This window comes from Streptomyces alboniger, from assembly GCF_008704395.1.
Lineage (GTDB): Bacteria > Actinomycetota > Actinomycetes > Streptomycetales > Streptomycetaceae > Streptomyces > Streptomyces alboniger.
The window spans coordinates 4,442,336-4,456,159 of record NZ_CP023695.1 but is presented as its reverse complement, the minus strand read 5'-3'; the positions used below and the strand labels follow the sequence as shown (position 1 = coordinate 4,456,159).

Annotated in this window: 12 protein-coding genes; 2 read left to right on the top strand and 10 right to left on the bottom strand. The window is 73.0% G+C overall.

Translation table 11 applies throughout. The features are described from left to right. Positions 1 to 27: 27 nt before the first annotated feature. From proC to CP975_RS19900, 4 genes are all read right to left on the bottom strand, one after another. On the bottom strand, positions 28 to 849 hold the full coding sequence (gene proC / locus CP975_RS19915; protein ID WP_150477190.1) for a pyrroline-5-carboxylate reductase: 822 nt from the start codon (positions 847 to 849) through the stop codon (positions 28 to 30). 113 nt (positions 850 to 962) lie between these two features. Then, positions 963 to 1,700 (bottom strand): ABC transporter permease, encoded by a 738-nt coding sequence (locus CP975_RS19910; protein WP_150477189.1) that lies wholly within the window; start codon positions 1,698 to 1,700, stop codon positions 963 to 965. Between the two features lie 58 nt (positions 1,701 to 1,758). Further along, entirely contained in the window at positions 1,759 to 2,733 is a 975-nt protein-coding gene (locus CP975_RS19905) for an ABC transporter ATP-binding protein (RefSeq protein WP_246201570.1), read from the bottom strand. Positions 2,734 to 2,794: 61 nt separating this feature from the next. After that, a complete protein-coding gene (locus CP975_RS19900; protein ID WP_150477188.1) occupies positions 2,795 to 3,277 on the bottom strand; it encodes an EamA/RhaT family transporter in 483 nt (160 codons plus the stop codon). Between the two features lie 164 nt (positions 3,278 to 3,441). Here CP975_RS19900 and CP975_RS19895 point away from each other — a divergent pair, with 164 nt between their 5' ends. After that, positions 3,442 to 5,667: a protein kinase domain-containing protein gene (locus CP975_RS19895; protein ID WP_055527799.1), complete on the top strand. Its 2,226-nt coding sequence runs from the start codon at positions 3,442 to 3,444 to the stop codon at positions 5,665 to 5,667. A gap of 41 nt (positions 5,668 to 5,708) precedes the next feature. On the opposite strand, the gene CP975_RS19890 is transcribed toward CP975_RS19895, so the two are convergent. The 5 genes from CP975_RS19890 to CP975_RS19870 all read right to left on the bottom strand — a co-directional run bounded on the left by CP975_RS19890 (position 5,709) and on the right by CP975_RS19870 (position 10,578). After that, entirely contained in the window at positions 5,709 to 6,014 is a 306-nt protein-coding gene (locus CP975_RS19890) for an SH3 domain-containing protein (RefSeq protein ID WP_055527797.1), read from the bottom strand. A 115-nt stretch (positions 6,015 to 6,129) separates the two neighbouring features. After that, on the bottom strand, positions 6,130 to 7,983 hold the full coding sequence (gene ilvD / locus CP975_RS19885; RefSeq protein WP_055527795.1) for a dihydroxy-acid dehydratase: 1,854 nt from the start codon (positions 7,981 to 7,983) through the stop codon (positions 6,130 to 6,132). A gap of 148 nt (positions 7,984 to 8,131) precedes the next feature. Next, entirely contained in the window at positions 8,132 to 8,764 is a 633-nt protein-coding gene (locus CP975_RS19880; RefSeq protein ID WP_055527794.1) for a TetR/AcrR family transcriptional regulator, read from the bottom strand. Next, positions 8,761 to 9,585: a sugar phosphate isomerase/epimerase family protein gene (locus tag CP975_RS19875; RefSeq protein ID WP_150477187.1), complete on the bottom strand. Its 825-nt coding sequence runs from the start codon at positions 9,583 to 9,585 to the stop codon at positions 8,761 to 8,763. The genes CP975_RS19880 and CP975_RS19875 overlap by 4 nt, the downstream gene beginning before the upstream one ends. A 57-nt stretch (positions 9,586 to 9,642) precedes the next feature. Then, complete coding sequence (locus CP975_RS19870) at positions 9,643 to 10,578, bottom strand: Ppx/GppA family phosphatase (RefSeq protein ID WP_055527789.1); 936 nt, start codon at positions 10,576 to 10,578, stop codon at positions 9,643 to 9,645. 71 nt (positions 10,579 to 10,649) lie between these two features. Here CP975_RS19870 and CP975_RS19865 point away from each other — a divergent pair, with 71 nt between their 5' ends. Continuing rightward, on the top strand, positions 10,650 to 11,579 hold the full coding sequence (locus CP975_RS19865) for a DUF3109 family protein (protein WP_055527787.1): 930 nt from the start codon (positions 10,650 to 10,652) through the stop codon (positions 11,577 to 11,579). Between the two features lie 94 nt (positions 11,580 to 11,673). On the opposite strand, the gene CP975_RS19860 is transcribed toward CP975_RS19865, so the two are convergent. Beyond that, complete coding sequence (locus CP975_RS19860) at positions 11,674 to 13,593, bottom strand: BACON domain-containing protein (RefSeq protein WP_220450191.1); 1,920 nt, start codon at positions 13,591 to 13,593, stop codon at positions 11,674 to 11,676. Positions 13,594 to 13,824: the final 231 nt, after the last annotated feature.

Sequence of the window (13,824 nt, the reverse complement as noted above, 5' to 3'; positions counted from 1 at the left end):
CCTGCCCGCCCCCTCGCCCAGGTCGCGTCAGTTGTTGCCGGAGGCGAGTTCGCGGCTGCGGTCCCTGGCCGCCTCCAGGGCCGCGATGAGCGCCGCGCGGACGCCGTGGTTCTCCAGCTCGCGGATCGCGTTGATGGTCGTACCGGCGGGAGACGTGACGTTCTCGCGGAGCTTCACCGGGTGCTCACCGCTGTCGCGGAGCATCACGGACGCGCCGACCGCCGCCTGGACGATCAGGTCGTGGGCCTTGTCGCGGGGCAGGCCGAGCAGGATGCCCGCGTCGGTCATGGCCTCGACGAGGAAGTAGAAGTAGGCCGGGCCCGAGCCGGACAGGGCCGTGCAGGCGTCCTGCTGGGTCTCGGGGACCCGGAGCGTCTTGCCGACGGCGCCGAAGATGTCCTCGGCGTGGGCGAGCGCCTCGGCCGTGGCGTGGCTGCCCGCGGAGATGACGGACATGCCCTCGTCGACGAGGACGGGGGTGTTCGGCATGACGCGGACCACGGGGGTCCTGTCGGCCAGGCGCTCTTCGATGAAGGCGGTGGTGATGCCGGCGGCGGCGCTGATGACGAGGCGGTCGGCGGTGACGTGCGGGGCGAGTTCGTCGAGCAGCCTCGCCATGTCCTGCGGCTTGCAGGCGAGGATGAGGGTGTCGGCCTGCTTGGCGGCGTCGGCGTTGCTGACGGGGGTGACGCCGTAGCGGGTGCGGAGTTCGTCGGCGCGTTCCTGGCGGCGGGTGGTGACCAGGAGGTCGGCGGGCGCCCAGCCACCGCGGATCATGCCGCTGAGCAGGGCCTCGCCGATCTTTCCGGTGCCGAGGACTGCGACTTTCTGGCTCGTGGTGCGGCTCATGAGTGGGGCCTCCGGGGTTGCGTCGTCCTGGGGGCCATCCTCGCATCGGGGTGTGCCGGGGAGGGGGCGCGTCCGGTGGGCGGACGGGGTGGAGGGGGCGCGGCTCGTCGGGTTCAGGCCGTGCGGCGGCGGAGGGTCGCCGCGCCCAGGCCGAGGACCAGCAGGGCGCAGGTCGCGACGATGACGGCGTCGCGTACGAAGTCGCCGGTGATGTCGGGGTGGCGCCGGACCTCGTTCATGCCGTCGACGGCGTACGACATGGGGAGGACGTTGGAGATCCACTCCAGGACCGGCTGCATGGCGGCGCGAGGCGCGAAGAGACCGCAGAGCAGGAGCTGGGGGAAGACCACCGCCGGCATGAACTGGACGGCCTGGAACTCGGACGCGGCGAACGCCGACACGAACAGGCCGAGGGCGGTGCCGAGCAGGGCGTCGAGCAGGGCGACCAGGAGCAGCAGCCAGGCGGAGCCGGTGACGTCCAGGCCGAGGGCCCACAGGGCGAGGCCGGTGGCGAGGGCGGACTGGACGACGGCGAGGGTGCCGAAGGCGAGGGCGTAGCCGGCGATGAGGTCGCCCTTGCCGAGGGGCATGGCGAGGAGGCGTTCGAGGGTGCCGGAGGTGCGTTCGCGGAGGGTGGCGATCGAGGTCACCAGGAACATCGTGATGAGGGGGAAGATGCCGAGGAGCGAGGCGCCGATGGAGTCGAAGGTGCGGGGGTCGCCGTCGAAGACGTAGCGCAGGAGGAGCAGCATCACGCAGGGGACGAGGACCATCAGCGCGATGGAGCGCGGGTCGTGGCGGAGCTGGCGCAGGACGCGGGCGGCGGTGGCGAAGGTGCGGTGAGGGTTCATTGAGGGCTCCGGGTGTGTGGAATGGGGGCCCGGGCGGCGCGTGGTGGGGGGCCGGTGGTTATGGGGGGCTCGCGGAGGGGGTCGCGGGGCGGGCCGCGGCCTCGTCCACGAGGTGGAGGAAGGCCGCTTCGACGGTGTCGGTGCGGGTGCGGGTGCGCAGCGCTTCGGGGGTGTCGTCCGCGAGGATCTCGCCCTCTCGCATGAGGAGGAGGCGGTGGCAGCGTTCGGCCTCGTCCATGACGTGGGAGGAGACGAGGATCGTGGCGCCGCGTTCGGCGGCGATGTCGTGGAAGAGGTTCCACAGGTCGCGGCGGAGTACGGGGTCGAGGCCTACGGTCGGCTCGTCGAGTACGAGGAGTTCGGGGGTGCCGAGGAGCGCGACCGCGAGGGATACGCGGCTGCGCTGGCCGCCGGAGAGGTTGCCGGCGAGGGAATCGGCCTGCGAGGCCAGGTCGACGTCGTCGATGGCGCGGGCGACGTGGTCGCGGCGGCGGGCCGCGGCGGGGCCCCGGCCGGGGTCGAGGACGGCGGCGAAGTACTCCAGGTTCTGGCGGACGGTCAGGTCGTCGTAGACGGAGGGGTCCTGGGTGACGTATCCGATGCGGGAGCGCAGGGCGGGGGCGCCCGCGGGGTGGTCGAGGACGCGCAGGGTGCCCGTGACTTCGGCCTGGGTGCCGACGACCGCGCGCATGAGGGTGGACTTGCCGCAGCCGGAAGGGCCGAGGAGGCCGGTGATCCGGCCTCGCGGGACCGCGAAGGCGAGGCCGCGCAGGACGGTGCGGCGGCCGCGGATCACGGTGAGGCCTTCGGCCAGGATGGCGGGAGCGGCAGCGGGAGCGGCTGGGGCGGTGACCTCCTTGTCCCCGTCCCCGCCTCGGCCCCGGATGTTCCGGCTGCCGCTGAGGAGTGAGTCGCCGTCGGCTTTCCGGGCGGCGCCGGGCCGGTTCGCGGTGTCCGGGTCGCCCGCCCAGCCGTCGGGCCCGCCCCTCTCGGGCGGGTCGTTGGCCGCCTGCGGATGCTCGTTATTCATCATGCGATGAATAATCCTCCGAGGGGTACGGCCCGTCAAGGCGGGCCGCCGGGGCCGCGAGGCTTCAGGCCCTGCGCTTTTTCCGGGACGGGTTGCCCGTCCGGCGCGAGGTCCGCTTCTTGTACTGGGCGCGGGCCGTCTCGTACTCCTCGCGGTGGAGTTGCTCTCCGGGGGCCTCCCTCAGGGAGCGGAAGAAGTAGGCCAGCAGGACGCCGATGAAGCCGATGGTCAGCAGGCCGCGCATCTGGGCCTGCGACGCCGGGTCGTGGCGTTTGGTGAACCCCTCCCACGTGCGGCGGAAGGCGATCGCGCTACAGATCGCGAACATCACGACCACGAGCAGGTTCACGAACGTGCCCACGTCCGCGATGGCCAGGCCCTCGTAGGCGAACCGCAGGACGAAGCATCCCGCGGCCGCCGCGAGCAGCGAGCCGACGGCGACACCGGCCCTGCGCACGCCGTAGCCGCCGTCGTGGGCGAGCCACGTCGTCCCGAAGAAGCGGATCGGTTCGGGCTGTGGACCGGGGGTGGTGGGTTCTTCGCTCACCGTTTGATTATCGCCGTGGCGAAAACCGCGCAGGGCGGCGCGCCCTATTCGTCCCCCTCCTTGTCCTGCCCCACCACCCGGCGGCTAGTTTGGGCGGCGTACGGCATAACGCGCGGAGCGTGAAGGCGTAGGGCCTGGCGGGTAATCACGGGGAGGTCGGGACAGTGTCACTCCGTGGAGGAGATCCGGAGGAGATCGGCGGTTATCCGCTGGAGGCGCGGCTCGGCTCGGGCGGTATGGGCACCGTCTTCCTGGCGCGTACGGCATCGGGGCGCCCCGTCGCGATCAAGCTGATCCACCAGCAGTTCGCGGGCGACGAGGAGTTCCGGATCCGCTTCCGGCAGGAGGTGGCCGCGGCCCGGCGGGTCAGCGGCGCCTTCACCGCGGCCGTGATCGACGCCGACCCCGAGGCCGCGCACCCGTGGATGGCCACGACGTACATCGAGGGCCACACGCTCGCGCAGCGCATCGCCGAGCAGGGCCCGATCGGCGGCGCCGAGCTGCGTACGCTCGCCATCGGGCTCACGGAGGCGCTGCGCGACATCCACCGCGCGAGGGTCGTGCACCGGGACCTCAAGCCGTCCAACGTGGTCCTCTCCCCCGAGGGCCCGCGCGTCATCGACTTCGGCATCTCGCGCGCGGCGGACCAGCAGACGCTGACGATGACGGGGCGGGTGATCGGCACGCCGCCCTTCATGTCGCCGGAGCAGTTGCAGGCGCCGCGCGGGGTCGGGCCGCGCTCCGACGTGTTCTCGCTGGGCACGCTGCTCGTGTACGCGGCGACGGGGCAGGGGCCCTTCGACGCGGACAGTCCGTATATGACGGCGTATCAAGTGGTGCACGAGCCGCCCTCGCTGGGCTCGGTCCCGGCCGTGCTGCGGAAGGTCGTCGAGCCGTGTCTGGCGAAGGACCCCAAGGACCGGCCCTCGGCCGACGAACTCCTCGTACGGCTGCGGGATCTGCCCACGGATCTCGGGACCGCCGCCGTGGAGGGTGCCGCGCGCCCCACGTGCGAGACGGACACACAGCACCATCTGGCCGGTGAGGACACGTCCACGCCGATCGCCTCCCCGGCGAAATCCGCCTCCGCCACCGGCCCCCGCTCCGGGAAGCGCCGCCGCCTGCGCCCCGTCCTCGCCGCCGCGGTCGCCGTCGCGGCGATCGGCGGTGGCGTCGCCCTGATGCGGACCGACGCCCCGGGCGAGCCGGGTGGCACGGGTGACAAGGGCCGCAACGTGGCGGCGACCGGGGACCCGCTGCCGCGCGGGTTCGAGCCCTGGCGGAAGCAGGTGCGCGGCGGCCGGGCGGACATCCCGGACGAGCTGCGGTGCGAGGCGCGCGGGGACGCGCTGTTCTGCGGGGGCGGCGGTGTCGTGGCGACCCGGCTGCGGATCGCCGACGGAACCCGCGTGTGGACCCGGAAGAGTCCGGGCGTGCCGGTCCAGGGCATGCACCTGGTGGGCGTCACCGACGACACGGTTCTCGGCTACCGCTTCGCCGCCGAGGGCGCGCCCGGCGGCGGTGCGACCGACGTGGTGGCGGTCGACGCGGACAAGGGCAAGGAGCTGTGGTCCGTGCGGTCCGGCTCCCAGTCGACGGCGGTGACGGGGCGGACGCAGGACGCCGTGGTGTCCGGCTCCCTCGTCGTGACGGTCGACGCGTCGAACTCCCGTTTCGAGGCCCGGCAGGCGCACAGCGGCCACGTGGCCTGGACGACGCCCTTCCCCGCCGCCGCGGAGTGCGCCCCGCTCCCCGCGGGGGGACGGCTGTACGCGATGTGCGCGCCGCGCGTCGAGGTGGAGGCCGGCGCGGTGCGCCACTCCGTGGTGTACGAGATCGGCCGCGGCTCGGGGAGGCTCGGCAAGGGTGTCCCCGTCCCGGGCCCCGTCCAACCGGTCGGCTCCGTCGACGGTGACGTCGTACTCCTGCGGCAGCGCGTGAAGGGGCCGGAGCTGCTCGGGTACGAGGGAGTGGCGCGGGTCGACACGGACGCGCGGAAGGTGTCGTACGCGCCGCTGCCGACGCCGTACGAGGGCACTCCCGCGGTGGCGGGCGGCACCGTCTACATCACCGGGCGGACCGGCCTCGTCCGCGCGCTCGATCCGGCGACCGGCAAGCGGAAGTGGTCGCGGCAGACGGGCCTCGAAGGGGCTTCGGGGCCGGTGGCCGCGGACGGCACGCTGTACTTCAGCTCGGCCAGCGGCCGGGTGGCCGCCCTGCGCGAGCGCGGCGGGGCCAAGCTGTGGCACACCGATCCGCGGGCCGACGGCGTGTCCGGCGAGATGAACGCGAGTCCCCGGGTGACCGTCGCGGGCCGTGCGGCGATCGTGACCGGCGCGGAGAACACGGTGTTCGCCTTCGACACGGCGAAGCCGCCGGAATCCGAGTGATCCCGGCGGCTTCCGAGTGATCCCGGCGGCTCCGGAGGCCGTCAGCAGCGCGGGGCCACGTAACCGTCGCTGCCCGTGCGGACGTACGTATCGGAGATGTACCGCCCGCTGCCGATCCGGTCCCACAGCTTCGACGTGCCGGTCGGTCCCGTGACCGTCTCGCCCGGCTTCTGGCACTGGATGGTGACGCGGGCGCCCGCGCTGAGGCGGCCGACCTTGCGGTACGACGAGCCGGGGCCGGAGCGGACGTTGACGTCCGCGGCGACCACGTAGGTTCTGCCGGCCAGCGCCTCGGCCTCGGCCTCGGTGCCGTCGGCGGTCTCCGGTGTGATGACGCTCTCGCTCATGGTGTCCCCCGTAACCGGCGGCGCGGGCCGCCCCTGGTGTGTTCCCCACCAAGGACGCGCCCGCGCCGCGAAAGGTTTCGGGTGTCAGCCGAACGCGTCAGCCGAACGCCGGGTGTCAGCCGAGCTTCGACACGTCGCGCACCGCGCCCTTGTCGGCGCTGGTCGCCATCGCCGCGTACGCGCGCAGGGCGGCCGAGACCTTGCGCTCACGGCCCTTGGGTTCGTACACCCCACCGAGCGCGGCGCGGCGGCGGTCCAGCTCCGCGTCGTCGACGAGCAGTTCGATCGAGCGGTTCGGGATGTCGATGCGGATGCGGTCGCCGTCCTCGACGAACGCGATCGTCCCGCCGGACGCCGCCTCGGGCGAGGCGTGGCCGATCGAGAGGCCCGACGTGCCTCCGGAGAAGCGGCCGTCGGTGACCAGGGCGCAGGCCTTGCCGAGACCGCGGCCCTTGAGGAAGGAGGTGGGGTAGAGCATCTCCTGCATGCCGGGGCCGCCCTTGGGGCCCTCGTAGCGGATGACGACCACGTCGCCTTCCTTCACGGCCTTGTTGAGGATCTTCTCGACGGCCTCTTCCTGCGACTCGCAGACGACCGCCGGGCCCTCGAACGTCCAGATCGACTCGTCGACGCCCGCGGTCTTCACCACGCAGCCGTCCACGGCGAGGTTGCCCTTGAGGACACCGAGGCCGCCGTCCTTGGAGTAGGCGTGGGCGACGTCGCGGATGCAGCCGTTCGCGGCGTCCGTGTCGAGGGTGTCCCAGCGCTCGGACTGCGAGAAGGCCTCGGCGGAGCGCTTGCAGCCGGGCGCCGCGTGCCACAGCTCGACGGCCTCCTCGGAGGCGGAGCCGGAGCGGATGTCCCAGGTGTCCAGCCACTCCTTGATGGAGGGCGAGTGGACGGTGTGCACGTCCTCGTTGAGGAGGCCGCCGCGGTACAGCTCGCCGAGGAGGGCGGGGATGCCGCCGGCGCGGTGCACGTCCTCCATGTAGTACGTCGTCGTGGGCGCGGCGTTCGGCGCGACCTTGGCCAGGCAGGGGACGCGGCGCGAGACGGCGTCGATGTCGGTCAGGTCGTAGTCGACCTCGGCCTCGCGGGCGGCGGCGAGCAGGTGCAGGATCGTGTTCGTCGAGCCGCCCATGGCGATGTCCAGGGCCATGGCGTTCTCGAACGCGGCGTGCGTGGCGATACTGCGCGGCAGGACGGAGGCGTCGTCGCCGTCGTAGTACCGCTTGGTGATGTCGACGACCGTCCGCCCCGCGCGCTCGTACAGCTCCTTGCGGGCGGTGTGCGTGGCGAGGACCGAGCCGTTGCCCGGCAGGGAGAGGCCGATGGCCTCGGTCAGGCAGTTCATGGAGTTGGCGGTGAACATGCCGGAACAGGAGCCGCAGGTCGGGCAGGCGTTCTCCTCGATACGGAGGATGTCCTCGTCCGAGACGCTCTCGTCCACCGCGTCGCTGATCGCGTTGACCAGGTCGAGCTTGCGGACCGTGCCGTCGACGAGCGTGGCCTTGCCGGCCTCCATCGGACCGCCGGAGACGAACACCGTCGGGATGTTGAGGCGCAGGGCCGCCATCAGCATGCCGGGGGTGATCTTGTCGCAGTTGGAGATGCAGATCAGGGCGTCGGCGCAGTGGGCCTCGACCATGTACTCCACGGAGTCGGCGATCAGGTCGCGCGAGGGCAGGGAGTACAGCATTCCGCCGTGGCCCATCGCGATGCCGTCGTCCACCGCGATGGTGTTGAACTCGCGGGGGATGCCGCCGGCCTCGCGGATCGCCTCGGAGACGATGCGGCCGACGGGCTGGAGGTGGGTGTGGCCGGGCACGAACTCCGTGAAGGAGTTGGCCACGGCGATGATCGGCTTCCGCCCGATGTCGGCCCCGGGTACACCGGAGGCGCGCATAAGGGCGCGGGCGCCCGCCATGTTGCGGCCGTGGGTGACTGTGCGGGACCTGAGCTCGGGCATCGTCGCTCGCTCCTTCGTCAGAGATGGGGCTGCTGTCGAGCGTACGCCGAGGCTCCAGGATCCGGACAGGGTGTCCGGATCGCGGGACGCCTGTCTCACGCTTCCGGGGCTTCCGCCTCGGGCTGCCTCGACTGTGCGGGCCCCTGGCTCACGCCCCCGTCAGATGCCCCTGCACCACCGGCGCCACCCGCGCCACGATCTGCTCCATGTCCGCCGAGGCCAGCGGCTCTACCTTGATCACGTAACGCAGCATGGCGATGCCCACCAGCTGCGCGGCCGCCAGTTCGGCGCGCAGTTCGGCGTCCGGCAGTTCGAGGCGGCGCGCGATGCGGCCGAGGAGCTGGGCGGCGATGAGGCGGCGGAAGACGGCGGCGGCCGTGTCGTTGTTCACCGCGGAGCGCACGATGGCGAGCAGCGGGGCGCGCGTGGAGGGGTTCTCCCAGACGCCGAGGACGAAGCGGGTGAGCCGCTCGCCGACCCCGTCGAGCGGGCCCTCCTCGACGGTGGCGGGCGCTTCCAGCGCGGGCGCGAAGGCGACGGTGATGGCCGCCTCGAACACCTGCTCCTTCGTGCCGAAGTAGTGGTGCACGAGCGCCGGGTCCACCGCGGCGGCCTTGGCGATGCCGCGTACGGACGTCTTCTCGTATCCCCGTTCGGAGAATTCGTCGCGGGCTGCCTGGAGGATGCGGTCGCGCGTCGCGGGTCCGGTATCCGACTGCGTACGGGACGGGCGGCCCCGGCGGCGTGGGGCGGCGGCCCCCGTGGGGGCGCCGGACGTCATGAGCGGGGCACCTTCACCGCCGACGCGAGGTGCAGCCGCGTGAAGGCGAGGGCCTCGGCGAGGTCGGCCTCGCGCTCGGCGCTGGACATCGCGCGCCGCGTATTGACCTCGATGACGACGTGGCCGTCGAAGCCGGTGGCAGCGAGGCGTTCGAGCAGCTCGGCGCAGGGCTGGGTGCCGCGGCCGGGGACGAGGTGTTCGTCCTTGGCGGAGCCCTTGCCGTCGGCGAGGTGGACGTGGCCGAGCCGGTCGCCCATGCGGTCGATCATCTGCATCGCGTCCGTGCGGGCGGTCGCGGTGTGCGAGAGGTCGACGGTGAAGTGGCGGTAGTCGTCCTTGGTGACGTCCCAGTCGGGGGCGTACGCGAGCATCTCGCGGTCGCGGTAGCGCCAGGGGTACATGTTCTCGACGGCGAAGCGCACGTCCGTCTCGTCGGCCATCCGCCAGATTCCGTCGACGAAGTCGCGTGCGTAGCCCCGCTGCCAGCGGAACGGCGGGTGCACCACGACGGTGGTCGCGTCCAGCTTCTCGGCGGCGGCCCTGGCGCGCTGGAGCTTGACCCACGGGTCGGTGGACCAGACGCGCTGGGTGATCAGCAGGCAGGGCGCGTGGACGGCCAGGATCGGGATCTGGTGGTAGTCGCTCAGTCTGCGCAGGGCCTCGATGTCCTGGCTGACGGGGTCGGTCCACACCATGACCTCGACACCGTCGTAGCCCAGACGTGCGGCGATCTCGAAGGCCGTCGCCGTCGACTCCGGATAGACCGAGGCCGTCGACAGGGCGACCTTCGCATCCGGGATGCGCACCACTGGTTCTGCCACGAGGGACAGGGTACGGGCCGCGCCCCGGCGCCGGGGAGGTGGCCTCATGGAGCCCGGTCACGGCGTCGGGGGGAGGTGGTCGAGCCGCCGCAGGATCACGCCCTCGCGCAGCGCCCAGGGGCAGATCTCCACGCTCTCGCACCCGAAGAGGTCCAGCGCGCCCTCCGCGACGAGTGCCCCGGCGAGCAGCTGTCCGGCCCGCCCCTCGGAGACGCCGGGCAGCTCGGCGCGCTCGCGCGTGGTCATCGCGGCGAGCCGCGGCACCCAGTCCTCCAGGGACTTGTGCTTCAGTTCGCGCTGGACGTGCAGGCCCTCCGCCGAGCGGGCCGCGCCGGCCAGGCGGGCGAGCTGCTTGAACGTCTTCGACGTCGCCACGATGTGGTCGGGTGCGCCGAAGCGGGCGAACTCCCCGACCGTGCGGGCGATCTGGGCGCGCACGTGCCGCCGCAGCGCCTTCACGTCCGAGGGGTCCGCCGGGTCGGAGGGCAGCCAGGCGGACGTGAGACGCCCGGCGCCGAGCGGCAGACTGACCGCGCAGTCCGGCTCCTCGTCCATGCCGTACGCGATCTCCAGCGACCCGCCGCCGATGTCCAGGACGAGCAGCTTGCCCGCGGACCAGCCGAACCAGCGCCGGGCGGCGAGGAACGTGAGCCTGGCCTCGTCCTCGCCGGACAGCACCTGGAGGTCGACGCCGGTCTCCTCTCTGACCCGGGCCAGCACCTCGTCGGCGTTGGTCGCCTCGCGCACCGCGGAGGTGGCGAACGGCAGCATCTCCTCCACGCCCTTGTCCTCGGCGGCCTCCGCCGCCTCGCGGACGGTGGCGACCAGCCGGTCGACGCCCTGGGGGCCGATCGCCCCCGCGGGGTCGAGCAGTTGGGCCAGGCGCAGATCGGCCTTGTGGGAGTGCGCGGGCAGGGGGCGCGCGCCGGGATGGGCGTCGACCACGAGCAGATGCACCGTGTTCGACCCCACGTCGAGGACACCGAGTCTCATGTACGGAACGCTACGCCGCATGGGGCGCTCGTCTGGCCTCGGGCGGCCCACCGCCCGCATACCCTGGAGATGTGCCAAAGACGAAAAAGACGAAGGCCGACAAATCGAAGAAGCCTGAGAAGCCCGAGAAGCCGGAAAAGGCTGCGAAGGGCGGCAAGGCCGACAAAGCCGACAAGGTGCTGGGCAGGCCCGAGAAGAACGAGACGGTGGGCAAGTCCGGGAAGACCGCGAAGACCGGGAAGACCGAGCCGGACGAGAAGGGCCTGGACTTCGCCCGCGCGTGGGTGGAGTTCCCCGACCCCGCGGACGACGAGCAGATCTTCCGCTGTGACCTGACCTGGCTGACCTCCCGCTGGAACTGCATCTTCGGCAGTGGCTGCCAGGGCATCCAGGCGGGCCGCGCCGACGACGGCTGCTGCACGCTGGGCGCGCACTTCTCGGACGACGACGACGAGAAGCGCGTCGCCGGGTACGTGGAGCGCCTGACGCCCGACATCTGGCAGCACCACGACGTGGGCCGGGAGACCGGCTGGGTGTCGACGGACGAGGACGGCGACCGCCAGACCCGTCCGTACAACGGCTCGTGCATCTTCCAGAACCGCCCCGGTTTCGCGGGGGGCGCGGGCTGCTCGCTGCACATCCTGGCGCTCAAGGAGGGCCGCGAGCCCCTGGAGACGAAGCCGGACGTCTGCTGGCAGCTGCCGGTGCGCCGTACGTACGAGTGGATCGACCGGCCCGACGACACGCGGGTCCTCCAGGTGTCGATCGGTGAGTACGACCGGCGGGGCTGGGGCCCCGGCGGCCATGACCTGCACTGGTGGTGCACGTCGGCGACGTCGGCGCACGGCGCGGGCGACCCGGTGTACGTCTCCTATCGCCCCGAGCTGATCGAGATGATGGGCAAGGAGGGGTACGACCGTCTGGTGGAGCTGTGCGAGGAGCGCCTCGGCTCCCAACTCCCGCTCCTGGCCCCGCATCCGGCGGACCCGGTAGCCCCGTAGGGGCGCGGGGCTGTGACATGTGCGGCTCCACCGCGTGGGCGCGCCCAGCCACCTCCGGCCGACGGATACGAGACAACCCGGCCCCCGGCGGCGCTCAGCCGGGATTCGGGCCCTCATCGCCGGGCGGCGAGGACGGGTCCGCCGGCCCGGGATCCGACGGCGTAGGGGCCGGATCCGTAGGCGTAGGTGTGGGATCGGGGTCAGAAGGCCCAGGGTCGGACGGACCGGGATCGGACGGACCCGGGTCGGAGGGCCCGGGATCGGACGGACCAGGATCAGAGGGCCCCGGGTCAGTGGGACGCGGCCCCGGCCCCGGCCGGCCCGGCGGTCGTCCGTCGCCGTACCCCTCGATGGAGATGGCCGCGCCCGATGGCGCGATGGCGACCCGGGCCCGCCAGTGCCCGGCGGGCTCACGGGCATGGTCGACGTAGACCCGGACCGTGACCGACTCCCCCGGCGCGAGCGTCCCGGACGAGCGGCTCAGGTAGAGCCAGGACGCGCCCTCGCTCGCCGACCAGCGGACCGGCGAGCCTCCGGTTGCCGTGAGCGTGATGAGCGTCGTGTCGCCACTGGGCCGCGCCTCTACGGTGAGGCGGCCGGGGCCCGTCGCCGAGCCACCGCTGATGACCTCCACGGAGACGCGGGGTGAGCGGCTGTCCGCGGTGAAGCGGGGCTCGGCGCCCTTGCGGGCGTTGCCCGCGTTCTCGTAGTCCCGCGCGTGGTCGCTGCCGAGGCCGTCGGGGCCGTCGCCCTCGCTGGCGGTGACCGAACTGCCGTCGTGGCCCTCTCCGGTGAGCGGCGCCCCGCGGTACGCGGCCCAGAGGGCGAGCACCGGGGCGGCCACCACGGTGGCGACGACGGTCGTCGTGACGGCACGCGCGCGCAGGCGGTCGCGGCGGGCGGCGTGGTCCTTGGGGTCCATCGGGAAACCACGCCGGTCGTAGCGGGGGTGGGCACCCCGCGCGCGTGGGACGTGCGCCGTGGCGAGGGCGTCGCGGGGAGCCTCGACGACGGGGAGCCTCGCGGGGCTGACTGCCGTGCCGGGCCAGGCGCCCGCGCCTGCGCGCTCGGCGGTGCGGCGGCAGCGCGGGCAGTCGTCGACGTGCCGGACCAGCTCGCGGCGCAGGGCCGTGCCGAGCAGCACCTGATTGTCGCCGGTGAGGCGGGCGACGATGGGGCAGCTGCCGGTCTCCACGACGGCGAGCGCGGCGCGGGTGCGCTCCACCTCGCAGGCGGCGGAGGCGAGCAGGGCGCGGGCCTTGGCGAGGTCCATGCCGAGGACGGCGGCGACCTCGGCCGGGGTGAGCTGGTGGCGCACGGCCAGTTCGAGGGCCTCGCGCTGCTCGGGGGTCGTGCCGGCGGCCTCGGGCCAGGCGAGCTGGGCCAGTTCGCGGTGCCGTTGGCGCTCGGTCTCTTCGGGGGTGGGGGGTGTGGCAGGGGTCGGCGGGGTGGGCGGGTTCGGAGTGGTCCGGGGGGCCGGGTCGGTCGGGGCGGTCGAGTCGGTCGGAGCGGACTGGGCGGACTGGGCGGCCTGGGCGGCATGGTCGGTCGGAGTCGCCGGGTCGGTCGGGACCTCGGTCTTCGAGGCGCGGGTGGCGGCACCCGCGTCCCGGTCGGCGCCCCTGCCCCCGCCCCTGCCCCTGCCCGCGCCTCTGCGGCCCCCCGCCCCCCTGGCCGCGTGCGCGCCCTGGCGGTTCCGTTTGGCTTCGGCCAAACGGCGCAGGCAGACCCAGCGAGCGAGGGCGTAGAGCCAGGGGCGCAGCTCGCCGTCGGCTTCGGGGCCGCGCGAGCCCCGGCGCTCGGCGAGGTGGAGCACGTCCCCCAGCGCCGCGGTCGCCGCGTCGTGATCGCACAGGACGGACAGGCAGTACGTGAACAGGCCGTCCAGACACGGTTCGTAGCGCGCGGGCGGAGTCGTCCGGGGTGCCTGGCGGGGCACCACACGCTGGCGCGCGTCACGGTGCGCCCGGTGTGCGCCGGTTGCGTTCGCGGAAGTTTCCGGCCTGCTGCTCATCACCCGTGCGAAGTTAGGCGGATGATGCAGGCTCCTTCCGCCCTCTTGCGCACATTTAATCCTTACGGGTGAACAGATCCCTCAAAAGGGGACAGGAACCCATCATTCCGGGGCCTTGACTCGCGCGCGGGGCGGGCGCCGGGCGTACGTCAGGAGCGGACGGGACCACGGCGTGCGGCGTTGCCGACGGGCTCGGGCCGCGTTTGTCAGTGGGCTCGGGCCGCGTTGTCA

Excerpts from the sequence above, each read along its gene's own strand:
- proC (WP_150477190.1), bottom strand. The coding sequence starts at position 849 with ATGAGCCGCACCACGAGCCAGAAAGTCGCAGTCCTCGGCACCGGAAAG.
- CP975_RS19910 (WP_150477189.1), bottom strand. The coding sequence starts at position 1,700 with ATGAACCCTCACCGCACCTTCGCCACCGCCGCCCGCGTCCTGCGCCAG.
- CP975_RS19905 (WP_246201570.1), bottom strand. The coding sequence starts at position 2,733 with ATGATGAATAACGAGCATCCGCAGGCGGCCAACGACCCGCCCGAGAGG.
- CP975_RS19890 (WP_055527797.1), bottom strand. The coding sequence starts at position 6,014 with ATGAGCGAGAGCGTCATCACACCGGAGACCGCCGACGGCACCGAGGCC.
- ilvD (WP_055527795.1), bottom strand. The coding sequence starts at position 7,983 with ATGCCCGAGCTCAGGTCCCGCACAGTCACCCACGGCCGCAACATGGCG.
- CP975_RS19880 (WP_055527794.1), bottom strand. The coding sequence starts at position 8,764 with ATGACGTCCGGCGCCCCCACGGGGGCCGCCGCCCCACGCCGCCGGGGC.
- CP975_RS19870 (WP_055527789.1), bottom strand. The coding sequence starts at position 10,578 with ATGAGACTCGGTGTCCTCGACGTGGGGTCGAACACGGTGCATCTGCTC.
- CP975_RS19860 (WP_220450191.1), bottom strand. The coding sequence starts at position 13,593 with ATGAGCAGCAGGCCGGAAACTTCCGCGAACGCAACCGGCGCACACCGG.